The 23149-nt window shown below is 64.0% G+C and carries 22 protein-coding genes; 8 read left to right on the top strand and 14 right to left on the bottom strand.

Annotation, left to right across the window (positions count from 1 at the left end; all coding sequences use genetic code 11):
* Nucleotides 1–27 precede the first annotated feature (27 nt).
* From LK535_RS08600 to LK535_RS08590, 3 genes are read right to left on the bottom strand one after another with little or no spacing between them, the layout of a single operon-like run.
* The gene (locus LK535_RS08600; RefSeq protein ID WP_227771477.1) at nucleotides 28–531 is read right to left on the bottom strand and encodes a Smr/MutS family protein; all 504 of its coding nucleotides are present in this window, start codon (nucleotides 529–531) and stop codon (nucleotides 28–30) included.
* 31 nt (nucleotides 532–562) lie between these two features.
* Entirely contained in the window at nucleotides 563–1813 is a 1251-nt protein-coding gene (locus tag LK535_RS08595) for a murein transglycosylase A (RefSeq protein ID WP_227771476.1), read from the bottom strand.
* A gap of 28 nt (nucleotides 1814–1841) precedes the next feature.
* Nucleotides 1842–2486: a Tim44/TimA family putative adaptor protein gene (locus LK535_RS08590; protein ID WP_227771475.1), complete on the bottom strand. Its 645-nt coding sequence runs from the start codon at nucleotides 2484–2486 to the stop codon at nucleotides 1842–1844.
* A 152-nt stretch (nucleotides 2487–2638) separates the two neighbouring features.
* Between LK535_RS08590 and secB the strand changes: the two genes are divergently transcribed.
* The 4 genes from secB (at nucleotide 2639) to LK535_RS08570 (ending at nucleotide 6759) form a co-directional block, all read left to right on the top strand.
* Complete coding sequence (gene secB, locus LK535_RS08585) at nucleotides 2639–3151, top strand: protein-export chaperone SecB (RefSeq protein ID WP_227771474.1); 513 nt, start codon at nucleotides 2639–2641, stop codon at nucleotides 3149–3151.
* Nucleotides 3152–3282: 131 nt separating this feature from the next.
* Nucleotides 3283–4842, top strand: a complete 1560-nt coding sequence (gene murJ, locus LK535_RS08580) for a murein biosynthesis integral membrane protein MurJ (protein WP_227771473.1) — start codon at nucleotides 3283–3285, stop codon at nucleotides 4840–4842.
* A 10-nt stretch (nucleotides 4843–4852) separates the two neighbouring features.
* Nucleotides 4853–5860, top strand: coding sequence for a tryptophan--tRNA ligase (trpS, locus tag LK535_RS08575; RefSeq protein WP_227771472.1), 1008 nt, complete (start codon nucleotides 4853–4855; stop codon nucleotides 5858–5860).
* Nucleotides 5861–6003: 143 nt separating this feature from the next.
* Nucleotides 6004–6759: a metallophosphoesterase family protein gene (locus tag LK535_RS08570; protein ID WP_227771582.1), complete on the top strand. Its 756-nt coding sequence runs from the start codon at nucleotides 6004–6006 to the stop codon at nucleotides 6757–6759.
* A gap of 29 nt (nucleotides 6760–6788) precedes the next feature.
* Here LK535_RS08570 and LK535_RS08565 read toward each other — a convergent pair whose 3' ends face one another.
* Together LK535_RS08565 and LK535_RS08560 are read right to left on the bottom strand one after the other, a co-directional pair.
* Nucleotides 6789–7733 (bottom strand): class I SAM-dependent methyltransferase, encoded by a 945-nt coding sequence (locus tag LK535_RS08565; RefSeq protein ID WP_227771471.1) that lies wholly within the window; start codon nucleotides 7731–7733, stop codon nucleotides 6789–6791.
* A gap of 123 nt (nucleotides 7734–7856) precedes the next feature.
* On the bottom strand, nucleotides 7857–9137 hold the full coding sequence (locus LK535_RS08560) for a hypothetical protein (protein WP_227771470.1): 1281 nt from the start codon (nucleotides 9135–9137) through the stop codon (nucleotides 7857–7859).
* Nucleotides 9138–9310: 173 nt separating this feature from the next.
* On the opposite strand from LK535_RS08560, the gene LK535_RS08555 reads away from it, so the two are divergent.
* On the top strand, nucleotides 9311–10351 hold the full coding sequence (locus LK535_RS08555) for a hypothetical protein (RefSeq protein ID WP_227771469.1): 1041 nt from the start codon (nucleotides 9311–9313) through the stop codon (nucleotides 10349–10351).
* Nucleotides 10352–10371: 20 nt separating this feature from the next.
* Complete coding sequence (locus LK535_RS08550; protein ID WP_227771468.1) at nucleotides 10372–11412, top strand: class I SAM-dependent methyltransferase; 1041 nt, start codon at nucleotides 10372–10374, stop codon at nucleotides 11410–11412.
* On the opposite strand, the gene LK535_RS08545 is transcribed toward LK535_RS08550, so the two are convergent.
* Nucleotides 11405–11605: a hypothetical protein gene (locus tag LK535_RS08545; RefSeq protein ID WP_227771467.1), complete on the bottom strand. Its 201-nt coding sequence runs from the start codon at nucleotides 11603–11605 to the stop codon at nucleotides 11405–11407. The two genes, LK535_RS08550 and LK535_RS08545, sit on opposite strands and share 8 nt — an antisense overlap.
* A gap of 459 nt (nucleotides 11606–12064) precedes the next feature.
* Between LK535_RS08545 and LK535_RS08540 the strand changes: the two genes are divergently transcribed.
* A complete protein-coding gene (locus LK535_RS08540) occupies nucleotides 12065–13375 on the top strand; it encodes an exopolysaccharide biosynthesis polyprenyl glycosylphosphotransferase (RefSeq protein WP_227771466.1) in 1311 nt (436 codons plus the stop codon).
* A 5-nt stretch (nucleotides 13376–13380) separates the two neighbouring features.
* Here LK535_RS08540 and LK535_RS08535 read toward each other — a convergent pair whose 3' ends face one another.
* From LK535_RS08535 to LK535_RS08515, 5 genes are read right to left on the bottom strand one after another with little or no spacing between them, the layout of a single operon-like run.
* Nucleotides 13381–14469 (bottom strand): glycosyltransferase family 4 protein, encoded by a 1089-nt coding sequence (locus tag LK535_RS08535; protein WP_227771465.1) that lies wholly within the window; start codon nucleotides 14467–14469, stop codon nucleotides 13381–13383.
* Nucleotides 14469–15527: a glycosyltransferase family 4 protein gene (locus tag LK535_RS08530; RefSeq protein ID WP_227771464.1), complete on the bottom strand. Its 1059-nt coding sequence runs from the start codon at nucleotides 15525–15527 to the stop codon at nucleotides 14469–14471. Before LK535_RS08530 ends, LK535_RS08535 begins: the two co-directional genes overlap by 1 nt.
* 27 nt (nucleotides 15528–15554) lie before the next feature.
* The gene (locus LK535_RS08525; protein ID WP_227771463.1) at nucleotides 15555–16919 is read right to left on the bottom strand and encodes an O-antigen ligase family protein; all 1365 of its coding nucleotides are present in this window, start codon (nucleotides 16917–16919) and stop codon (nucleotides 15555–15557) included.
* Nucleotides 16912–17421 (bottom strand): glycosyltransferase, encoded by a 510-nt coding sequence (locus LK535_RS08520; RefSeq protein WP_227771462.1) that lies wholly within the window; start codon nucleotides 17419–17421, stop codon nucleotides 16912–16914. Before LK535_RS08520 ends, LK535_RS08525 begins: the two co-directional genes overlap by 8 nt.
* Nucleotides 17418–17810, bottom strand: a complete 393-nt coding sequence (locus tag LK535_RS08515; RefSeq protein WP_227771461.1) for a glucuronosyltransferase — start codon at nucleotides 17808–17810, stop codon at nucleotides 17418–17420. The genes LK535_RS08520 and LK535_RS08515 overlap by 4 nt, the downstream gene beginning before the upstream one ends.
* Nucleotides 17811–18098: 288 nt before the next feature.
* Here LK535_RS08515 and LK535_RS08510 point away from each other — a divergent pair, with 288 nt between their 5' ends.
* On the top strand, nucleotides 18099–19016 hold the full coding sequence (locus LK535_RS08510; protein ID WP_227771460.1) for a formyl transferase: 918 nt from the start codon (nucleotides 18099–18101) through the stop codon (nucleotides 19014–19016).
* On the opposite strand, the gene LK535_RS08505 is transcribed toward LK535_RS08510, so the two are convergent.
* Genes LK535_RS08505 through LK535_RS08495 form a run of 3 tightly spaced genes read right to left on the bottom strand, consistent with a single transcriptional unit; the run spans nucleotide 19004 to nucleotide 23096 of the window.
* The gene (locus tag LK535_RS08505; protein WP_227771459.1) at nucleotides 19004–21136 is read right to left on the bottom strand and encodes a GumC family protein; all 2133 of its coding nucleotides are present in this window, start codon (nucleotides 21134–21136) and stop codon (nucleotides 19004–19006) included. The genes LK535_RS08510 and LK535_RS08505 overlap by 13 nt on opposite strands.
* 44 nt (nucleotides 21137–21180) lie before the next feature.
* Nucleotides 21181–22503, bottom strand: coding sequence for an outer membrane beta-barrel protein (locus LK535_RS08500; RefSeq protein WP_227771458.1), 1323 nt, complete (start codon nucleotides 22501–22503; stop codon nucleotides 21181–21183).
* A 14-nt stretch (nucleotides 22504–22517) separates the two neighbouring features.
* Nucleotides 22518–23096, bottom strand: coding sequence for a polysaccharide biosynthesis/export family protein (locus tag LK535_RS08495; protein WP_227771457.1), 579 nt, complete (start codon nucleotides 23094–23096; stop codon nucleotides 22518–22520).
* Nucleotides 23097–23149 lie beyond the last annotated feature (53 nt).

Here is a 23149-nt window from a genome sequence, read left to right as displayed (position 1 = left end):
GGACGCGTGTGCTCGCTGGCCCTCCGGTCAGCCCCGGAACCGCCGCAGAACGATGTAAAGCGCGCCTTGCCCTCCATGCCGCGGGTGAGCACCGCGCACCGCGGCAATGGAGCCTGCGTGACGCGAACCGGCCAGCCAATCACCAATCGCAGCGCGGATAGCACCGCGCGCATGCGGACGCTCGCTCTCGGGACGCGGCGGCTTGCCCGTCACCAGCAAGATGACACGGTCACCCCGTGCAACAGAACGGGCGAGCGCCCCATCGAGAAGATCATGGGCAGAGTGCAAGGTGTGCCCATGTAGGTCGATCGTGGCGTCCGGCGTCACCAGCCCGCGCGCCAGCTTCTTGTCCCAGCCGGCATCAAGCGTGATCCCCGGCAAAGGCCGCTTGGGCAAGTCTGCCGCCTTCTTGGGCGCGGGCAGCGGCCGCGTGGGAAGACGGCCGACCGGGCGCCTGGGCGGCTCGACCACGGGAGCCGGCTTCGGCACGGCTGCCGGGGCGACCGCGCGGAGCGGGCGAACCGTTGCCATTACCCGCGCCCAGAGCGCAGCCTCTTCAGGATTAAGGCCGCGCGACACCAAGCCGGGCCAGCGTGCCGGTAGGCACCAACAGGAATGCCGTGCCACGCGCGCTCATACCGCCGGCAATCGCGCGCGCCTCATCACCCGCACCCCAGAACGTGTCGAACCGATTGGTGCCCTTGATTGCCCCGCCAGTATCCTGCGCCACCCACAGGCCGGTGGCGTCCGTGCGATCCATGGACAGGAACACAGGGGCGCCCAGCGGAACGAAGCGCACATCGGCAGCAACTGTAGCCTGATCGGACACCGGCAGGCCCATCGCCCCCAGCGGCGGGCCATCCAGCACGCGGAAAAAAACGTAGCTCTTGTTCTCGCGCATGATCGCACGCCCCTGTTCGGGGTTGGCGTGCAACCACGCAACGATGCCCTGCATGCTTGCCTCGCCGCGGCCGATCAGGCCACGATCAAGCATCAGCTTGCCGATGCCAGTATAGTCGCGCCCGTTCTGGCTGTCGTATCCGATCCGAAGCACGTCGCCATCCGACATCCGGACAAGGCCCGAACCCTGCACCTGCAGGAAGAACAGCTCCACCGGATCGACGGCATAGCCGAGGATACGGGCCTTTCCGGTGAGTGCGCCTTCCTCGATCATAGTGCGATCGTAATAAGGCACGAAATTCGTGCCCTCGACCCGACCTCGGATCTTCTTGCCTTTCAGGTCGGCGGAGAATTGCCCGAGATCCACGTCAACCAAATCACTCGGGCGCGCGTAGATCGGCGCATAACCGGGGCGATGACTGCGCGAACCGGCGATTTCCGGAATATAATAGCCGGTGGCGAAAGCCTTGCCGTCGCCGACCTGCACCGCTTCGAACCAGCGCGCAAAAAAGGCGCGTGCGTCCCCGCCCCGCGCGGCGGCATCGCAGGCAGGCTTCCAGTCGGCGCCGCGGGTCAGCCCGGTCGGGTCCGTGCGGCGAACCAGAGAGGGACAGCTGATACGAAAGGCCGCAAGCGCACGCTCGGCACCCTCGTTGGTGATCGGCAGGCTGGATACGGAGGGGCCAGCAGCCAGGCCGGCCGTTACGGCAGTAACCGCATCTGGCACCGCGGTGCTGGGGATCGGCGCCAGCGGCGTCGAGGGAACCGGCTGACGAACAGGCCCGGCAGGACGGGTTGGGGGACTTGGCCTTGCGACCGGACCGCTGCCGGAAGAAGTGGGCGGCACAACACCGCCGACGCATGCCGACAGCGCCAACGCCGCCAACAGCGCAATACCACCACGACCCAGCATTACGCCCCCGATGTTCAAACCACGATGCTCAAGCTTCGTCGGTGTCCGACAGCTTCCAATTGGGATCGCTGCTACGCAGGGTACGCGCGAACGTCCACACATCGTGGGTCTCGACGGCATCGCTGGTCGAACCGGCAATCACATTGCCCTCCGCGTCACGAGTGACCGCGGCGATCAGGGCATCGAAGCGAATGGTGATACGCGCGTCCTTGCCCTGCAGCGAAGCACCCGTGATCATGGCCCGTTCGATCGACACGAGCCGATTATCGAGAACTTCACCAGCTTCGTTTCGCTGCGCAATCGCATCACCAAAGGCGCGACCGACGTCCGCCGCGACCAGATCGCGCAGTGCGGCTTCGTCGCCCTTCCAAAAGGATTCCAAAATCATGCGGTAGGCGGCCTGAGCACCGTCCAGGAACCGGGCGACGTCAAAACCGGGTTCGGCAGCGATGATGGCACGAATGCCGGGCTCGGCGTTGCCTTCGAAAGGCTTGATGGCCGGCTCGCGCGGTTCGCTCGTCTTCTCGATCGCGCGCGGCAGTGGAGCCGGCACGACCCGCTCCTCCGCGGGCTTTGGCAACGGCTGCTCATGCCCCGTACGCTTGCCCAGCACCGAATAGAGCCGGAGCGCAAGGAATGCTGCAACCATCGCGAGCAGGACTATGTAAAACACCCGGCCTCCGATACGCTAAGGTCTCAACATAGTCGCCAACGCCTCGGGTTTCAAATGGCTGCCGCCGTTGAAACGATGCGGCCTCGCTGCTAGGCGCCGCGCCTGACGCGCGCGGCCCGGTCGCGCCATTTCTTCCCGAAGGACGAACAAGCATGGACGAGCAGGATTTTGGCGCCGGCACCGGCAATGAACCGCAGGCAAACGGCGCGGACAATGCTCCTGCCGTTGGCCTGATCTCGCAATATGTGAAGGACCTGTCGTTCGAGAATCCGAACGCGCCCGCGGTATTCCAGAACCAGCAGGGCCCGGAAATCAACGTGCAGTTCGACATTGCCGCGAACCAGGTGGCGGAAGACGCGCATGAAGTGACGCTGAAGATCGAGGTTCGTGCGGAAACGCAGGGCCGCGTCACCTTCCTGGTCGAGCTGGCCTATGCTGGCCTGTTCGGCGTTCGCAACGTACCGCTGGACGCACTGCAGCCGTTCCTGCTCGGCGAGGCGCCGCGCCTGCTGTTCCCGTTCGCGCGCCGCGTGGTCGCGGACACGATCCGCGACGGTGGCTTCCCGCCGCTGCTGCTGGAGCCGATCGATTTTAACGCACTTTACATGCAGCAGGCCGAACAGCGCGACGCTCAGCTGGCCTCCGGGAACTTCGGCCAGGCCTAAGCGACCGACCTGTTGCAAACCGACCGGCGCCACCCAGTCGGTCGGGCTGAGCCTGTCGAAGCTGGCGTTTCAGGCACGCGCTTCGACACGCTCAGGACGAAGGGGGTTGTTGGCGAACGGGGCCTAGCACGATGAACCTCACCCGCGCGCTCGGATCGGTCGGCGGTCTGACGCTCGCCAGCCGCATTCTTGGCCTTGTCCGCGACTCGCTGTTCGCGCGGTTCGTCGGGGCAGGATTTGCCTCGGACGCGTTCCTGATCGCGTTTCGCCTTCCCAACATGTTCCGGGCGCTGTTCGCGGAAGGCGCATTTTCCGCCGCGTTCATCCCGATGTTCAACCGCAAGGTGGCGGACAAGGACGGCCGTGGCTTGCCAGACGGCATCGGCTTTGCCAGCGATACTTTGTCCGTCCTGCTGCCCGCGCTGATCGTGTTCACTTTGGTGATGCAGCTTGCAGCCTGGCCAGTCACATGGCTGCTCTCCGGCGGGTTCAACGCTGCCAGCCGCGAGGAGTTCGCGTTCGCCGTCGAACTATCCAGGATCACCTTCCCCTATCTGATGTTGATCAGCCTGGTGTCGTTGCTTGGCGGGATCCTCAACTCGCTGCAGCGTTTCTGGGTGGCGGCAGCGGCGCCGATCCTGCTCAATCTGACGCTGATTGCCGCGCTGCTGCTCTTCCACCATGATGACAATCTCGTCACCGCGCGGAACCAGGCGATTGCCGTCACCGTGTCGGGCGCGCTTCAGCTGTTGTGGCTGATCTGGGCATGCCGCCGCGCGGGCGTGGCGCTGAAGCTGAAGCGGCCCACGCTCAATCCCGAAGTGAAGCGCCTGCTGGCGCTGATCTGGCCAGCAGCCGCGGGGGCTGGCGCAGTGCAGATAAACCTCGTCGTCTCAACGGCGCTTGCCGCCAGCCTGCTGTCCGCGGGATCGGTAAGCTATATCTATTTTGCGGACCGCCTGAACCAGCTGCCGCTCGGCCTGATTGGCATTGGCCTCGGCACCGTGCTGCTGCCCACGATCTCGCGCCAGCTTGGCCGGGGCGAGGATGCTGCCGCGATGGAGACTCAGAACCGGGGCATGGAGCTAGCGCTGTTCCTCACCCTGCCGGCAACGGCAGCGCTGATCGTCTGCGGCGCGCCAATCGTCGCAGCATTGTTTCAGCACGGCGCCTTCACCCCTGCCGACACGACGGCCACGGCCCAATCGCTCGCCGCGTTTTCAATTGGCCTTCCTTCCTACATCCTGGTGAAGGTGCTCACCCCCGGCTTCTACGCGCGGCAGGATACAAAGACCCCCGTGCGCTATGCGACGATCTCCATGGTCGTGAACCTGGTCCTGAACCTGGCCTTCATTTACCCGCTGGGTCACATGGGTCCGCCGTTGGCGACGGCGCTTGCCTCGACCGTCAACGTCGCATTGCTGTGGCGCGCGTTGGTGATGCGAGGTCACTTCGTTGCTGACGCACAGCTAAAGCGGCGCACGTGGCGGCTCGCGCTTGCCGCGCTGGTGATGGGCGCAGTGATGTGGTTCGCGAATGACCTGTTCCGCCCCTACACCACCGGACCCAGCCTGCACCGTTGGGGGGCGATGCTGGTGCTGGTCAGCGCGGGTGCGCTGGTCTATTTCGCCGCGACCTTCCTGTTCGGCGCCTTCCGGCTTGCCGATGTGAGAAGGCTTGTTCGTCGATAGGATCCCCCCAATGCGCGTCGTTTCCGGCATAAAGCCCACCGGCAATCTTCATCTCGGCAATTATCTCGGCGCGGTGAAGCAGTGGGTGGCGATGCAGGACGAGATCCAGGCCGCCGGCGGGGAGACGATGTACTTCATCGCCGACCTCCATGGCCTGACCGAGTGGATCGCACCGGCGGAGCTCACCGCCAACACGATCGAAATGACCGCGACCCTCGTTGCCGCCGGGATCGACCCGGAACGCTCGATCCTGTTCAACCAAACGCGCGTGCCGGCACACAGCGAGCTTGCCTGGCTGCTCAACAATGTCGCGCGGGTCGGGTGGCTGAACCGTATGACCCAGTTCAAGGACAAGGCAGGCAAGAACCGCGAGGGCGCGAGCGTCGGCCTGTACGACTATCCGGTGCTGATGGCGGCCGATGTGCTGCTCTACAATGCGACCCATGTGCCGGTCGGAGAGGATCAGAAGCAACATCTGGAGCTGGCCCGCGACATCGCGACCAAGTTCAACCAGGACTTTGAGACTGAGCTGTTCACGCTGCCTGAGCCGCTGATCAGCAAGGCCGCGCCGCGGATCATGAGCCTGCGCGACGCGTCGGCCAAGATGTCCAAGTCCAACCCTTCGGCGCAATCGATCGTGAAGCTGATCGACAGCGATGAGACGATTGCCGACAAGTTCCGAAAGGCGAAGACCGACCCTGACGCGCTGCCCGACACGTGGGAGGCGCTGGAGGGTCGGCCAGAAGCGCGCAACCTCGTCACCATCTTCGCCGCGCTGGCCGATCGCACGCCGGAGGATGTGGTGGCGGAATTCGCTGGTCAGGGGTTTGGGCAGTTCAAACCGGCATTGGCCGATCTGGCAGTCGCGAAGCTCGGGCCCATTCGCGACGAAATGGTCCGCCTGTTGAATGATCGCGGGGCGATCGACGCCATTCTAGCGCGCGGGGCCGAGAAGGCGCGCGATTTGGCCGCGCCCGTGCTGGTGAGGGCACAACAAGCGATGGGGCTTTTGGCCTAACCGCTGCCGCCGCCTCGCCCGATCAGGCGGCGCGGCGGTGCCGCCGACGCGCGTCGCGAAAAGAGCGGCAGCCCCCGTGGACGAACAATTGCCGCCGGACGGGCTTTATGTAACGCTTCACGTGCACAGCGAGAGTTACAGTCATCCTAGACGCCCTTCGCAGACTTGGCCGATCAAATCGCGCACCCAGGGCCGCAAAGGGCGAGCGCATCTATGCGATTGGGGACGTCCACGGCTGCGTCGACTTGCTCAACGATCTGTGGACTAGGATCATGACGCATCAGGCAGCGTTGCCGGCGGTGCCCACTACCCACGTCCTGTTTCTGGGCGACATCGTGGATCGCGGCCCGGATACACGCGGCGCGCTCGAATGGCTGGACCGCAAACGTCACGAGGTGCCCGGCGTCACGACTCTTCTGGGCAATCACGAGGAGATGCTGCTGCGGACATGTGATCGTGATCCGATGAGCTTCATCAATTGGCTGCGCAATGGCGGCATCGAGGCCGCGGCGAGCTTCGGCCTGCCCTCCTTCGACGGCACCGATGCTGGCGCTTATATCGAGGAATTGCGCGCCGCGGTCTCGCCGGAGTGGATCGAGTGGATCAGGCGTTGGCCGCTGACTGCCACGTCGGGCGATTATTTCTTCTGCCACGCCGGTATTCGGCCGGGTGTCGCGCTGCGCAAACAGCAACGTCGCGACCTGCTGTGGATCCGCGAGGAGTTCCTGGACGATTCCCGCGACCATGGCCTGGTCATCGTTCACGGACACACCATTTCCCCCCGAGTGGAGGTGCTGCCGAACCGGATCGGCGTCGACACCGGCGCTTATGCGACTGGCGTCCTCAGCGCTGTCTATCTGGAAGGTACGACAGTGGAGGTGATCGCAACCGATGGCTAGGCGAGGATCGAGCGCCCCGCCCGCCCGCTTTACGATCGCCTGAGCACGTAATAACCGATCTTCGGCTTCAGCGCCGCCTTTACCAGCTCGACGCCCACTTTCATGGCACCACGCGCCAACGCGCGCGGGCCGCCGGTTTCCACCGAAATGCTGCGTCGCCTGACCTCGCTCACCTTCGTGAGGCCGTTGTTCGCCGCGAGCCAATCAATCGTCGCCTCGGAAAAGGCGTTGAGATGCTCAAGCGGCTGGATGGACGCGAAGGCTTCCGTCTCGCCCGGGATCGCCTTGGCTCCGCCACTTGCGAACATCGCTTCGGTGGGCAGCCCCTTGGCCGTCAGCAATTGCTCCAGCTTGCCGCGGTATGGAATTGCCGCCTTGAAGAGACCGCCGGGCGCCACAGCTCGGGCGAGGCGCGCGAAATCCCGACCGGGATGTACCAGATGCTCAAGCACCTGTTCGGTGTGAACCAGGTCGAAGGTCATGGCGTCGACGTCGTCGTCCTCGATCACCTCCAGCCCCAGCGTACGCGCCAGCCGCTTCTTGTCCTCGCCGATCTCGGTGACATAGACGGTGGCGCCCATCGCACGAGCTACGCGCGCCCAACGGCCCTGCCCCACCCCAAAATCCAGCATGGTGATATCGGCCGGATGCTTGCCGATCATCTCGAACAGCACGGTGAACTCGCCCGCGATCCGGTGGAACTCGCCCAGCGTCAGCAACCCGCGCTCATACTCATCCAGAAATTCCGGCGAGATCATTTTGGTGTAGATGATCTCGAGCATCGCCTCGTTCGGCGTCTGAACCTGGAACAGCAGGTCGCAGGTGCGGCATTTGTCCACTTCGAAGGGGACGCCAGCGAGCAGCGACCAGTCGATCACCCCCTGTCGGCCGAAGTTCGATTGCACCAGCGCGCGAACCGGATCCTCGTCATAGCGCGCGGTGTAGATCCGGACGATGTCTTGGCCTTCGCACACGGGACATGCGCTGCGTGCGCTGAAATTGGACGTCGCGGTCGGCTGTAGCGTCAAAGGGGCCGGCCTCCTTGGCGGAAGGCCCTCGTACAGCGGTGTCGGCGGGCGCTGTCAAGGAAGCGAAGGTCACTCCGACGGCATCGCTGCCCATTGGCGCCGCGCTGCGCGCTGAACCAGCACAAGATCGACGAGCCAACCAAGCGCCATCGCCGCGATCGTCCAGACCGGCGCGAAGAACACCAGGGCGATTGCTACCGCCGCCACATTCACCAGCGAGGACCATATCACCGTTCGGGCAAGTTGGCGGAAGCCACCGGAGGCCTGAACCATGATATTGGCCGGCACCTGCATCATGATCAGCAAAGTGACTGATATCCACGACAGCGTGGCAAGGCGGACCAGGTCAAGATCGTAATCCGGCGGGAAAACAAGATGCGGTGCCAAGCACAGGACGCCGATCGCCAGCGCAACCGCCGCTAACCAACCGAGCATCAGCACCCAGAAGAACAGGCGCACCGTTCGCCGCAGCTCACTCGTTTTCCCGGCAGCGATCAGCCGTGCCATCTGCGGCCGCTCGTACTCGCCCAGCGCATTCTGCACGACGTTCAATGGCCGCAGCAGCAGCGCCGCCGCCGCCAGGGGAGCCATCGCCGCCGCGCCCGACGTTAGCGTCACCAGATAGACGTGCGTGTTGGCTGCCGCTTCCGACGCCAGCACACCCAGCAGCGCCCATCGCGAGCGGCTTTGCCATACCCCGCGATAAAAGCGCCAGGACTGGCGACCGGGTCGGGCGAGCAGCTGCGACAGATACGGCGCACCAAATGCCAGCAGGCTGGACGCCGCGCCGAGCGCCAGCGCACCATAGCATGCCGTCTCAGGAGTGAAGCGGATAAGATAGGCGGCCGCTCCAAACGCCAGCAACGTGATCGCGCCGTAGCTTACGTCGGACACAGCCGCCCTGCCCGCTTGATCGTTCGCATAGGCCCATGCCCGGCCCACCCAGCGCAGGATCATCATCGCCGTATAAAGGCCGTAGCAAAGCGCAGCCGGCGTCGGCAGCTCCATGGCACCGGCCAGCAGACCAAAGGCGATGGCGAGAATGACGGCGGCGAGCACAGTCGCGCTCAGGATCGAAGCCACAGAGCCTGCCCGGTCCTGCACGCTGCCGGCGGAGATCGTCTGAAGCGGCGCGCCGAACAGAGCCATGGACAGCGCGACAGTGAATTGCGCCGCAACGAACAGAAAGGTGAACGTGCCGAATGCGGCGGGTGTCTCCAGGCGAAGCATCGCGAAAGACAGTAGGAAGTGTGTCCCGGCGAGCACGACCGGACCCAGCGCGGCGAGCAGATAGCGTCGTACCCGCAAAAGATACCAGCTGCCGGAATTCGTTGACGAGTGGCTAGCCACCAATGCTCCTTGCCCGAACCGGCGAGCCCGGCTCGTGGCGAAAGCGAGCCGTTCCATCAAGGGGTCTGGCAACAAAGCGTTACCTACCCTCCTGTTGCAGATACTATTGATTTGACGCAAATCCGCAGCGCGGCGGGGGGCGCCGCTTTCACGCGGGTCAAGGAACAGAGGAAATGGCGCGGCGGTTCATCGTTCACGCGGGCGCGCACAAGACAGGCACGTCTGCATTTCAGGAATGGGCGGTCCGCAATCGTGCCGCTCTACTGGAGGCCGGCTTCCTTTACCCTGCGACCGGCGCCACGAAATTGGGCAATCACGCGGCTATGGTCAGCGCGCTTGCCGGCGCCATCGACGACGAAAAACGATCGGCCCACCTCCTGCGCGCGTTCGACAGGGAGTTGAAAACGCGGCCGGATGCTGCCGTGATCCTTTCCGCTGAGCTGATGTCCACGCTGGGCTTCATTCGCAAGGTGGACGGGCTATACCGCTCGCTCGCGCAGTACAGCGACAACGCAACCGTGGTATTGGTCGTCCGTGACCAAATCGAATGGCGGAACTCCTGCTACGCGCAGGCTCGCCAGATGCTGAGCCACTTGCCACGATTTCGGGATTTCACGCGGGTGGGAAAGCAGGGCCCGCGCAGCGGCAATTGGGATTTCCTCGAACAGAAATACCGAGATGCCGGCTTCGCATTCGAAACCCTCGCCTTTGACAAGCGTGTGCGCGACTCCGGGATCGTCGCTGCGATGGCCGGCCTGCCCTGCCTCGCCGGCACGGCTGACGTTGGCGATCGCGAACGCACCGAAACAAATCCCACTGTCGGCGCCCTCGCCCTTTTGGTTGCAGAGCAGGTCCGCGCGGCGGTTGATCAGGGCCCGGCACTGCCGCAGAGTTCTCGCGTAAAGCTGGCGACGATCATCGCGAAACACACCGATCACCTTCCGACGACCCGTTTCAACGGCTTCGACGCGGAGTTGGCCGACCAACTGCGAGCCACCTATCGCGACAGCAACGACTCCTTTGCCAAACGCCATTTCGGCGTGCGCTGGCACGAGCTGTTTCCGCCCAAGAAGATCGAATATGTGTCCTGCGATACAATCGAAGAGCTTGAGCCCGCCGAACGCGACCAGATCCGTGACATTGCCGGTCGCGTGGTGATCGAGGCGGTCGAAACCGGGCTGCTGCAGCTCTCGCCAGCAACGCTTTCTCGCTGATTCCTGAACGGAGCTGATCCATGCTCGTCGACGACACGTCCGCAATTGCGGATCTCCTTGCCTGCCCCATTTGCGGCGGCAATCTGCGCATGAGCGGTAGCGAGCAGCTGCAGTGCGAAAGGCCCGGCTGCGGCCATCATCAGGCGCCTTTCCCGCGGCTCGGCGGCAAGGACGTGCTGATCGATTTCGACGACAGCGTGCTTGATCGGGAAACGACGCTCGCCAGCGGCGCCACCAGCGTCGTCGGCCGTGGACGCTGGCGGGCCGTGCTCAGCCGCGTGGTCGATGGCTCAAACCGCTATGCGGCGACCCTGGCCAGGCTGATGGTAGAAGGCGTCAGCCAGCGCGCCGGCCAACGCAAGCCCGTGATCGTCGTGATGGGCGCCGGTGAGATCGGCCATGGATCGGAACCGCTGTACGCAACGACTGACGCCGACATCATCGCCTTCGATATCTACGCCTCGCCGAACATCACCTTCGTGGCAGATGCCCATGCCATTCCGCTGCGCGACGGGGTTGCGGATGGTGTGTGGATCCAGGGCGTGCTGGAGTTGGTGGTCGATCCCCGGAAGGTGGTGGCCGAGGCGAGCCGGATCCTGAAACCGGGCGGCCTGATGTTCACCGATACCGCCTTCATGTGGCCGGTGTGCGAACAAGCCTATGACTTCAATCGCTGGTCGCCGAGCGGGCTACGCTGGTTGTTCCGCGACTTCGACGTGCTTGCTGCCGGACAGTCGACCGGGCCTGGCACGATGACGGTGTTGGCGATCCGGTACCTGTTCCAATCCCTGCTTCGCAGCACCAAGCTTGGTCAGATTGCCGCGTTCCCGTTCGTGTGGATCCGTCTGCTCGATTATCTCTGCGGGGATCGGCGCGCGCTCGATGCATCAGTGGGCATGTTCATCTTCGGCCGAAAGCGTGATCGCCCGATCGAGATCGATGATCTGCTTTCCTACTATGGAGAGCAGCCCCGCCTGAAAAAGGCGATGCGTACGCTTGGCCGGGATCCCAAGGCACGGCGCGCCTTGCTTCAGGAACGAGGACGGTCAGACCTCAGATAAGCGCGGGAATAGCGATAAGAAGCCAAAGCAACGTGGCCAGTCCGAGCCAGATGCCGAGATGCGAGGTTTCCACGGCGCGCTCAGCGGTAAATCGCGGGCGCGTGAAGCGGCGCTCCTCATCGATGTAGGACATCGCAAAACGCACCTGCTTTCTACCCTTGCTCATCAACACCGCCCCGCGTTCGTCAATCATATCTAGGAGCGATTTTGCCTCGACGGTGAATGCACGCCGATATTTTCGCGCCAATCCAAGAGTAGCAATGCTCGCCAGTTGTTGGTGGGCTCTTATGGCGCATCACAGGATTCGTGAGCGGATCCTCTCCAACTATCTGGGTTTACGCCCTTCTTGTCGTATTAATACGAACAGGTACAAGTTCCGTTCCGCTGATGTTCAGAAACGGACCGTGTTGACGTTCCTCCGGCTATGAATTGCACGTTTCGCGCTTGACCGCTGGACGGCGCACCGTAATGCAACATTCCACAAGAAGCGACGGCCGCTGGGGGGCAAGGGCCGAAACGCCGCCGTTCCGAAGTCGCTTTTCGGGGGGAACAGCAAAGGGGGCATGTTATTCCCATGTCCGACATCTATCCGTCGCAGGATTGGCTTAAACCAGTCCAGACCGACACGGCGCCTAGTGAAGATAAAAGGGCGATGCGACTTCGCTTTTATGTCGCGTTGCTTATCGGAGACGTTGTTTCTTTAGGTACCGGTTTCGGTATCGGCCGCACGATTGCCGATGTTCGCGGATTACCGTCCGAAAGCTTCGGATTGCTTGCCGCCGTATTGCCAATCTACCTTTTACTAGGTTCACGCGCGTATTCGGCTACCACACTTGAGCGGTGGCGCTCATCTGCGTGGATTGCTTTCGCCAATCTGCTTACCGCCTTTCTCGTCACAATCTTTGTTGCCTTCCTCCTGAAGGAAGTTTCTCCGATCTCGCGGCTCAGCGCTGCCTTCAGCTTCGTATGCTCGGCGGCCCTGCTCCTGCTTACCCGCAGCCTCATCGGGACGTGGAGCGAACGCGTGTTTCGGGGCGCGGCGCTAAGCCGAATGCTGATCATTGATGGCGTCAACATCCCGCTGCCCGAAGGGCTCAAGATCGTTTCGAGCGAACCGATTGAGTCGACGGAGACGACCATTCATCCGCTGGCCCTCGACCGGCTCGCCCGCCAGTTGAAGGGCGTCGACGAGGTATATGTCGCGTGCCCTCCTTCCCGTCGGGCCAACTGGGCAACGGTGCTGAAAGGAACCAGCGTTCAGGCGCAACTTCTGGTGCCGGAACTCGACACGATTGGCGTGATTGGAAACAAACATTTCGCCGGCATCGCGTCCGTCCTCGTCTCCGCCGGCGGGCTGAAGCTGCGGGAACGGATCCTCAAGCGCATGCTGGATCTGGTGATTGCGGTGCCGGCGTTGCTCTTCCTCGCGCCCCTGTTGCTGGTAGTCGCGATCCTGGTGAAGCTCGACAGCCGTGGGCCGGTGCTGTTCGTTCAGACCCGCGTCGGCAAGGGCAACCACCTGTTCGCGATGTACAAGTTTCGAAGCATGCGGCAGTCCGCCTGCGATAGCGACGGCAATGTATCAACCGCGCGAGACGATGACCGCGTGACCCGTATCGGCAAGTTCATTCGCGCGACCAGCATCGATGAACTGCCGCAATTGTTGAACATCCTGCGTGGGGACATGAGCTTCGTCGGGCCGCGCCCGCACGCCATGGGATCGCTGGCTGGCGACCAACTCTTCTGGGAAGTCGATCAGCGCTACCACCATCGGCACGTCTGCAAACCCGGACTTACCGGCCTTGCCCAGGTGCGTGGCTTTCGCGGGGCCACCCATCGCCGGGAGGATCTCGTCAACCGCCTGGATGCCGATCTAGAATATGTGAACGGCTGGAGCCTGATGCGTGACGTGATTATCCTCTTCGCCACCTTGAAGGTCGTGGTTCACCGCAACGCCTTCTGAGGGGATCAATAATCAGCCATCAGTTGCGCCGCGATCCGATCCCAGTTCAGGCGCGTGGCAGCAGTGCGGGCGGCTCCGTTGCTCAGCCGCTCACGCAGAGCCGGATCCCCGGCCACCTCGGTCAATGCCGCCGCAAGCGCAGCGGGACTGTCGGGTGGCACCAGCAACCCGTTCTCACGGTCATCCACCAGATCCACCAAGCCGCCGACACCTGACGCGATCACACATCGGCCGCCCGCGAATGCAGCGGCCAGCACACCGCTCTGGCTAGCCTCCTGGTACGGCAGCAGAACGCAGCTCGCGCCCTCGATCATGCCGATCAGGGAAGCCGCAGGCACGAAGGCGTTCGTGGCCGTCACCCCGGGGAGGTCGCGCAAGCGATCCTCCAAACGATCCATCTCAGGTCCGCGCCCGGCAATGTCGACATGGAGCGAGCATCCCGAGCGCGCCAAATGCTCAAGCGCGTCGGCCAATGTATCGAGTCCCTTATAGGCTTCCATCCGCCCGAACATGAGCGCGCGGAAAGCCGGAGGCGGATCTCGAGGCTCCGGCGGCGGAAGCAGAACCCCGTGATCAGTCAGTCTGACCCGCGGGTCCGGCATGTCGGTGCCAAGATAGTCCTGCTGATACTGGTTCACGCAGGCGGGCCCGTGTAGAAACAGCCGGTCAACCCGTGCACGAGTGAAGCGGCGCAGGCGGGCCAGGCGGGCCGCGACCCGCGAGTCTCTGCCAGCATGGGGCACCGGATCATGGATGGTTACTGCGGTTCTCGCCGAACGTGCCGCGGCGCTCACGGTAACGGCTGCGAACAAGGCCTTGATGAAACCGGACGGCTCCTGCCAGTGCAGCACATCGGGGCGAAAGCGACGGATATGCACGAGCAGGCGCGCCAACTCCGCCGGCGATCCGAAACGACTGTGACTGATGCTCAGCCGCGGGTGCAACGGCATGGTTCTGCCGGCGAACTCCGCATTTAGGACCGATGTATCGAGGACCAGTAATACTTCGGCGTGCTCCGCCAATGCCGCGGAGAGACGGAGCGCATATTCCTCGAAATGCGGTGCGATCATCAAGATCCGGCGTACCGTTGCCATCAGCAGCTTCGCCGATTGCGGCTCGCCAGGGTCTCCTCGGCCGCCGAAATCACCTGTTCAGCGCATACCTGCCAGCCATAGTCCGCTCGCACGGAGCCCGCCGACGCAACGCCGTCCTGCCGAAGTGAATCGAACGACCTCGCCGCCAGCCAGGAAGCGGCGTTTTCGGCCGTACTCCCCTCAGCGACATGCCCCCCGTACAGCGCCACCATCGATCGCGCTCCAGCCATGTCGCCGACCACTGGCACAACGCCCATCGCCAGCGCCTCGAGGACGATTAGCGGGAAGCTGTCGAGCGTGGAGAGGTGAGCAAGAACGTCGGCTTCGCTCAAAAGGCGGATGAGGTCGGCTTCGTCGACCCATTCGACCAGTTCGACGGTGTCTTCGAGCTGCGCCGCCGTGATGGCTGCGCGCAGATCGACCATGGTGCGCGGGTCGGAGCGGCCGATGATCTTCGCCGATACTGGCTTCCCCCGGTCGCGCAGCGCCGCGCACAACGCGACCGTGCGGAACGTCCCCTTCCCTTCCGACAGACGACCGGCGTGAACCAGCCGAAGCACCGTGCCGCTGCGGGCGGGCAGCGATGATGCGAGGCAGGCGGGCGGCAGGAACGAGCGCACCAGCGATCGCGGCACCCCCGGAGGAAGGGCAATCTCTTCCTCCTGCCCAGCAAACAACAGCGCCAGACGATCTGCCGCCCGCAGCAGGGAAACGCAGGTACGCCGCAGCATGGGCACCCGCTGCAACCTGGCATTGGCGCCAAGATGCGGCGTGACCATCACCGGCAGGCCGAGTGCGCGCGCCTGCCAAAGAAAGGCGAGATCAGCGATCGCACTCCATTGCAGCCACACGAGATCGACCTTCGTCCGCGGTAGCACCCGAAGCCGACCGGCCGCGCGGGGAAGCTGACCTGCGGTCAAATAGGCGGTGTCCGTCGTCTGCCACTCAGCAGTCCAGCCAGCGTCGGCGGCATTCACCGCCTCCGTCGCCCGCGCGCAATAGGATTCCAGCCCGCCCCAATGGGCATGCGAGCCGCCCAGCACCAGCATATGCCGCATCCCAGGCGCTCCCGCTCGGCGGTCCGCTCAGCGTCGCCCGGCCAGCGGCATCGTCACCCGCGGCGCACGCATGCCGGCCACATCGCTTGCCGTCGCCATCCACAGCCAGGCGAGCGCGATCAGCAGGAATACCTGGCTCAGCGAGTCGCGGTCGAAGAGCATGGATTCGGTGAGGTTGTGCCCCAAGCAGAAGATGAACGCGGCGGCGGCAAGCGGCCGTACAGGGTGATCGCCCCCGCGAAGCAGACGCTGGGTTGGCCAAACCAACGTGGCGAAGAGCACCAGCAACGTGCCGGGCAAACCGATTTGGACGAGCAGATCGAGATAGCCGTTATGGCCCTGGCTGATCTCCGTCACCCAACCCTTGCCATATTGGAAAATCGGCCCCGTCGGCCCGAGATCCCAAAAGGAACCGTAACCGGCACCGAACAGCGGATAATCGGCGTAGAAGCGGATCAAAGCGGTCCAGATCTGGGTCCTGCCCGTGAAACCCGCCGGATCAGCCAGCATTTCCAGGTAGGGCGCATTGTTGATCGCCATGCTCACGAACAGAATGGCCGGGATCGCGAGAAGCACCCAGGCGAGCCCAGCGGGTGCAAGACGCTCCCGCCCCTTTGTCTGGGCGAGCCAGGTGAACAGCGCGCCGATGATCAGGCTCACTACAACCATGATCTGCGACGTCTGGGAGTCCGACAGATAGAGAAACACCGCGCTGGCGATGATCACGGCTACTCTCAACGCCAGATGAACCCGCTCCGCATGAAAGGCGAACAGCAGGATCGTCATCGCGCAGGTGAGGCCGGCGTAATTCTTCTGGATCATGATCCCGCGCCAGTCGCCGCTGAGATCGCTTTCAAAGCCGCTAGGATTCACCGGATGGATGCCGACGGCGGGGTTGGTGAGCGCAACCACGAAATTGGCAACCAGCGTGATGACCAATATGCCGCGAACCAGCAGCACCGATCGCTCTAGATCAAGCCTTCGCACCAGTGCAAAGGTGGACCACAGCACCAACGACGTGAGCACCAGCCGCCGCAGCCCGACTGCCGGCTCGACGGCCCAGGCAAGGCTCAACCAGCACCAGCCCAGCCCGACCAGCAGCGGCCACGGAACCACCAGCAGTCGTTCCGGTCGGCGCCATGGCTCCAGCGCCACGAGCGACATCAGCGAGATCAGCAGATACCCGGCCATACGGATCTGGCTCTGCAACCCGTAGTTTTCGCTGGTCATCGAGGGACCAAGGATCGTCAGAGCAAGCAGCGCCGCGAACCCGGCGGAGGCCAGCCATTCCGTCCAGCCATGGCCCTCTGCGGTGCGCGCGTTCAGCGGCTTTCGCCGCCGGCGTGCCAGCATCGGCGCGGCGTGATCTGGCGGTCGAACGGCGTCAGACAAGACGTGAGCCCTTTGCGTCGAACAAGCGGTGCTGTTCGCCGATGAACGTCGCAACGGCGCGGCGCAAGCGGTCGCGCTCGGGAAGCTCGCTCACCGGCTCCGGCACCGGGAGCGGCCCAGCGACGAGAGCGGCCAGCTCTCCTTCGTCACAGGCGCAGTGAATACCCGGTCGTCCACGCAGCGCGCGTACGGTCGCAAGTTGATGATCGTTGCGATGTTCGTCCAACACGCCCAGGCGCGGAAACAGGATCAAGGGCTTTCGGTGCTTTTGCGCGGTCACGATCGTCCCGATCCCGGCGTGGGAAACGATGCGCGAGCATTGTTGAACCAGCCGTTCGAATTCGATCGGACCGATCACCTGCTGCGATCGCATGTTCACCGGCCGATAATGGCCGCGCCCGATCTGCGCGAAGACTTCCTCGTCCAACGATGGCGCCAGCGCGTCCATGATCCGGACGAAGCGATCGAACGGCAGTTGCGTCCCGACCGTGACCAGGATCACAGGAGCGCGCCCTCGTAATCACGCGCGGGGGACTGAAGATGCTGCCATTGCGTGTACCACCGCGTGGCGAAGGGACGAGCGAACGCCCCGCTGAGCGACGGGCGATCGGACGCTGCGATGCTGTCGATCCACACCGTTCGTGCCCCGATCAGCCGGGCGAACACCAAGCAGAACAGGCCTGGCAGGGCACCCGTCGTGACGACGACGTTAGGTCGCAGGCGCCATACCAGCCGCGCCGACGCGATCATCGAGGACATGGCACGCATCGGCTCATCGCGGTTGGCATCAGGCAACAGGTGCACCCGGTCGAGCCCATCTCGAACGGCAAGCTCCCGGTTGGTCGTAGCAAAAACGACCCGCCCCTCGGTTAATGCGGGCCGAAGCAGCATCAGTTCTTCCCAATGCCCGCCACCTGAAGCGATCGCGAGCACCGTGAATTGAGATGGTTGCCTGCTCGACACCGACCGTACTTCTGCCCCCGACCGGCGCCCGAGGCACCCAGATTGTGATCAACGCCCTCGACACATATCCCAGGCCGACTAAGCTCCCGTTGGGTACGCGAGCGATGATGCTATCGCAAGCGCGGCGGTGGCAATTGCGGTGTGATCGACCGGGCGCCCGGCCGAGCGAGGTTGGCGCCAGCGGCGCGAACTCCAAGCAAGCGCAGGATATTCTTGATGCAGTTGGTTAAGGACTTCTGGCGCTGCGGGGTGGTCGGCGCCGATGCCAGCAGCATCGCCCGGGCCGGCACGCTGGATCATGTCCCGATCACCTGGATACCGAACCGCTCAAGCCTGCATTACCTGGCCGACCCGTTCGGATTGTGGCGGAACGATTGCCTCCATGTCTTCATGGAGAGCTTCAGCTATCGATCGGGCATCGGCCATATCGAAGTGGCGGTGCTGGATCGAACCCTCACCTTTGTCGATCAGCAGGTGGTGCTGCGGGAACCCTGGCACCTCTCCTACCCCTTTGTCTTCGAGGCGGAGGGCGACACCTGGATGCTGCCGGAAGCGCATGAGTCGGGAACCTTGTGGCTCTATCGCGCGACGAACTTTCCATTCGGCTGGGAGCGTGTGCAGCAAATCGTGCTGGATCATGTGCCGCTCGACGCATCGCTGATCCGGTATGAGGGGTTCTGGTGGCTATTCTACGCGCCCGCCAATCCGCCAGCCGGACGATTAACTAGCCTGTGCGCAGCTTATGCGGAAAGGCTTTCCGGGCCGTGGCATCCCCATCCCGCCAATCCGGTCCTGGTCGATGCGGAAGGCCTTCGTCCCGGTGGAACGCCGATGATTATCGACGGTATGGTGCATTTGCCCGTTCAGCGGTGCAGCGGCAGCTACGGCACTGGCCTGCGTTTGCTCCGGTTCGATCGGCTGACTGCGGCGCGTACGGCCACGACGTTCGTGGGCATGCTCACCGCCCCCGCGGCCGCTGCGCCGTTCACCGACGGCTGCCACACGCTGTCCACGGCGGGCGATGTTTCGTTGATCGACGTGAAGCAGATGCGCTTCTCAGCACCAGCACTCGCCGCCTGGCCGGAACGCTGGCTCCGGCGCAGGCATGCGAGCGGCGGTGCTCAGTTCGCCTGATAGTAATCGGAATATTGCTTGGAGTAATAATACAGGCCGCCCACAGCCTGCGCTGAGGGATCTACCTGCGTGTAGAGGGCGCCAACCGGATTGCTGCCGTCGCTGCGCAACCAGTTCAGCGAGGAGATCGCGGCCGCTACCGGCGTGCTGTTCCACTTGATGACCAGCGTAGTGGCATCCGCCAGCACCGCCAGGAAACGGCCGTCGGCCAGGCCCATCAGCGGCGGCAGATCGAGCACGATGTGATCGTAGCGCTCGCGAAGCGTGCCGAGCAGCTGCTCCATGCGGCCTTCACCGAACAGATTCTCCGCTGAGAAGAAGGGACTCAGGACGAGAACCTGGTCGAGATTTGCAACGTCGCCAGGGTGAATTGCTTCGTCGACGCTCGCCTCACCGTGCAACACCTCCACGAGGCCGACAGCCGGAACCGGGGTGCGCACGATCTGGCGCACCGCGGCGCGACGAACGTCGCACTCGATCAGCAGCGTCTTCGCGCCCGCCGTGGCCAGGGTACGCGCAAAGGCCACGGCAGAGGTCGTCTTGCCCTCCGCCGGCAGCGAGGACGTGATGGCGATTACCTTCGGCGAACGCGTTCCCTTCACCCCGAGCACCGCTGCCCGCGCAATCCGATAGGATTCGGCGAACATGGACGTGGGCCGCTCCAGCATCAGGTCGGCCGGGTTCTGGCCCTTGCCGACCTTTGGCACCACCGCGAGTACGGGGATGCCGAGTTGATCCTGCACCTCTTCCACCGAGCGGAACCCGCCGCTGGTCATCTCCATGACAGCGATGGTCCCCGCGCCTGCGGCCAACGCCACCAGCAACGACAACGCGTAGAGCAGCGGCTTGTTGGGCGAGGTTGGCTGCGGCTGCGGCTCCGCTCGGTCGATCACCTCGGCCTGAGCGATGGACAGGCGCGCTGCCTGGGCGCTCTCGAGCGACATCTGCGACATCTTGTCGTACAACGCGCGCTTGGCGGCCGCTTCACGCTCAAGGCTTGCCGCGGTTACGGAATCACGCGCGCTGCGCTCACGCTCGCTTTCCAGCTGGCCCAAGGATCGGCGCAGGCTGTCAGCGCGCGCTTCCGCAGCTGATGCGGTCGCCTGCAGGGCACCCACCACACGCCGCGCCTCTGCCTGGATTTGAGCATCGAGCGACGCGAGCTGATCGCGCACGCGGATGCTCTCCGGGTGACGCTCGCCATAGCGTGCCTCGACTTCGCCACGGCTGCGCAGCACCTCGGCGCGCTGACGGCGCAGGTCAGCGATGACCGCCGATCCGAGCACTTCGGACACCGCGTCGAGACCGCCGCGAGCGACCTGCGCACGCGCCGCCGCCAGGTTGGACCGAGCGGCAGCCGCGTCCGATTCCGCGGTCGCTAGACTGCTGGCGAGCGGCGCCACCTGCTGGTCGTTGATGGTGCCAACTGTGCTGTTCGCGACGCTGCTTTCGACGATGCCGGCCCGGGCGCGGTAGTCGGCCGCGCGGGCCTCCGCCTCGCTGGCCTGCTTGCCCAGCTCTTCCAGACGCTGCTGGAACCACTGGCTCTGCCGCTCAGCAGTGCCGACCTTGTTGGTGGTGCGGCTCTCAATATAGCCGTCCGCGAAGGCGTTCGCGAGCTTCGCTGCCTTTAGCGAGTCCGTGGACGTGAAGCGAACATTCAAGACATAAGTTAGCTTCTCACGGTCAACCTTCAGGTGCGACAGCACCGCAGCGGCCAGGGCATTCTCACGAGCCTCGGTGGTGCCGATGTTCGCGGAATTGCCGCTGATTTCCTCGGCGAACTCCGGATCGTTCGCCAGGCCATGAGCACGCACGATCGAGCGCGCGAGATCGAGCGAGCGGATTGCCGTCACTTCCGTCTCGATCGCCTCGGGCGTCAGCTCCGCACGGGTTGCCTGGGAGTTGTTCGCCAAAGGATTGCGCGAGGGATCGAGCCGTACCTTCGCAGTGGAGGTATATTTTGGCGTCATGAACGACACGGCCACCACACCGGCAAGAAACACCGCGGCCGTGACAGCCGCCATGATCTTCCAGCGACGGCGGATCGTATCACGAACTACACTGATGACGTCTGCCAGCCGCGCCTCATATTCGTCGGCTTCGTGTCTGACTTCCATGCTCGTCTGGCCTCGGTCTTGAGCCGGTGCGGCTCGAAGGGTTGTTACATGTGATAGGTGAGACCCGCCTCGAGCCGTCCCTCTCCGGCATCATTGCCGGCCTGAACTCCGCGCGAATCCCGATCCGAGTAGCTCAATGAGCCCTCCAGGGTCATGCGACGGGAAATCAGATAGCGGGCGCGCGTGGCGAGTCGATAAGTCGAATTCTTGCGGTCTTCGCTGAAATATGTCTGCAGGGCGTACTGGCCTTCCGCGGACAAGATCAGGTTGTTGAGAAGCTCATAGTCACCGCCCAGCGAGACCCGATTGTCCCAGAACGGCCGGGGCGTCAAATTGCCGAACGTCGCATCCTCGACTGTGCGCCGGGCGCCCGCGGTGATGGTGAACCGCTCCGTCGGGAACAGCTCCACCCGCGCTTCCGCGATCAACCCGCCGACGGTGTCGAAACCGGATCGACGATAATCGCGGATGCTGTAACCCAGGCTGATCGTGCCGCGCGCACGGCCGGCAAGATCAACGTTGAGGCCGCCGATCGCCCGGGCCGCGTCCGAATTGAGCGCACCGGCGTCAGCAATGCGGCCGTCGAACGTCGTCCCTGTATAACCCAGTTGCCCGAACAGCGAGACGCTGGGGGTGCGGGCATATTCGAACTGACCGGTGATCCGGGTGACGTTCCGGTTGCGGTTTTCCTGGCTCCGGAACGCGCCATCGTTGAGCCTGACAGGCGCAAAACGGAAGTCGGCATAGTCAGCCAACAGGAAGGTGCGCACGCGGCCGCTGGTATATTCGCCACGCAAGGACACGAAATCACGCCGGAATCGCGACAGTGCGGCCACGTTCGAGGCGACTTCCCCGGAGAACTGGTTCTCGAAGCTCTGCGACGCACTTGCTTCGCCGGTGACAGTCAGGGCCCGGCCCAGCTCCACCTCGCTGCGTGCCCCGAGGTTCCACTGTCGCTCGTTACGCCGGCTCTCACCAATATAGTTGCGCAGCAGCGCGGAGGCATTGAGTTGGAGCGAATGCCGCGACCAAATCGATGAAACACGCAGTGATGGTTCCAATGAGGCGTAAGGCGCCTCCACTTCATTTTGCTGCGTCAGGTAAGCGTTGCTGGTCACGCCCGCACTGGTTTCCAGCTGGGGAAAGAACATCAGCCCGCCGACGTGAATACCCGTGGGCGTATAGGAAGGCCGCGGCCGCGCCTGGACGCTGACGTTGCGGTCACGATCGAAACCTTGCGGGATCGATGGCTGCACGATCAGCCCGTCCTGCGCGCACGCGACGCCTGGGACGCCGCCGGCCACCACTGCCGCGAACGCCAGCGCGGGGCGTCCCCGCGCAAGAATCTGGTTGCCCCGCGTCGACACCCCCAGGCCAGGCCTTAGAAGAACCGCTCGCCGATCCGGATGGTATCACCGGGATAAATGATCAGCTCGGGCGTGAGCCGGTAGTTGACCTCTTCGGTTTCCCCCTGCCGCCGGATGCGGATCACGTCGCGATTGGCGCGCGGCGTGAACCCCTTGGCCAGCGCCACCGCGTTCATCGCGGTCAGGCCATTAACATAGGGGTACTGCCCGGGTGTCGAAACCTCACCCAGGATGTAGAACGGTCGGAAGACCACCACTTCCATGGCCACCTTCGGATCACGCAGATAACCATCCGCGAATCGCGCCCGCGCATCCGACGCAATCTCCCCCACGGGACGATTGTTGGCCGGTACGTTGCCGATCAGCGGCAATGAAATTGTCCCGTCCGGATTCACCCAAAACTCTCCGGTGAGATTGGGTTCGTTGTAGACGGTGACCTTCACCCGGTCGCCGACGCCAAGGCGGTAGTCGCTGACTGCCGATGCCGAGGAGACATACCGCTCACCCGACGACAGGACCGGGCCGGCCCCCTTCTCGGCGCAAGCAGAGAACAGCATGGTAATCGCAAGTAAGAACGCCGGGCGCAGGAGCATGGAGCCTCGAGGAGTTGGTGACGGCGGCGGCTTGATTGGCATGTCCCGGCAAG

The organism is Sphingomonas sp. IC4-52, assembly GCF_020707225.1.
Lineage (GTDB): Bacteria > Pseudomonadota > Alphaproteobacteria > Sphingomonadales > Sphingomonadaceae > Sphingomonas.
The sequence above is the reverse complement of the archived record's forward strand: the minus strand, read 5'-3'. Positions and strand labels throughout refer to the sequence as shown.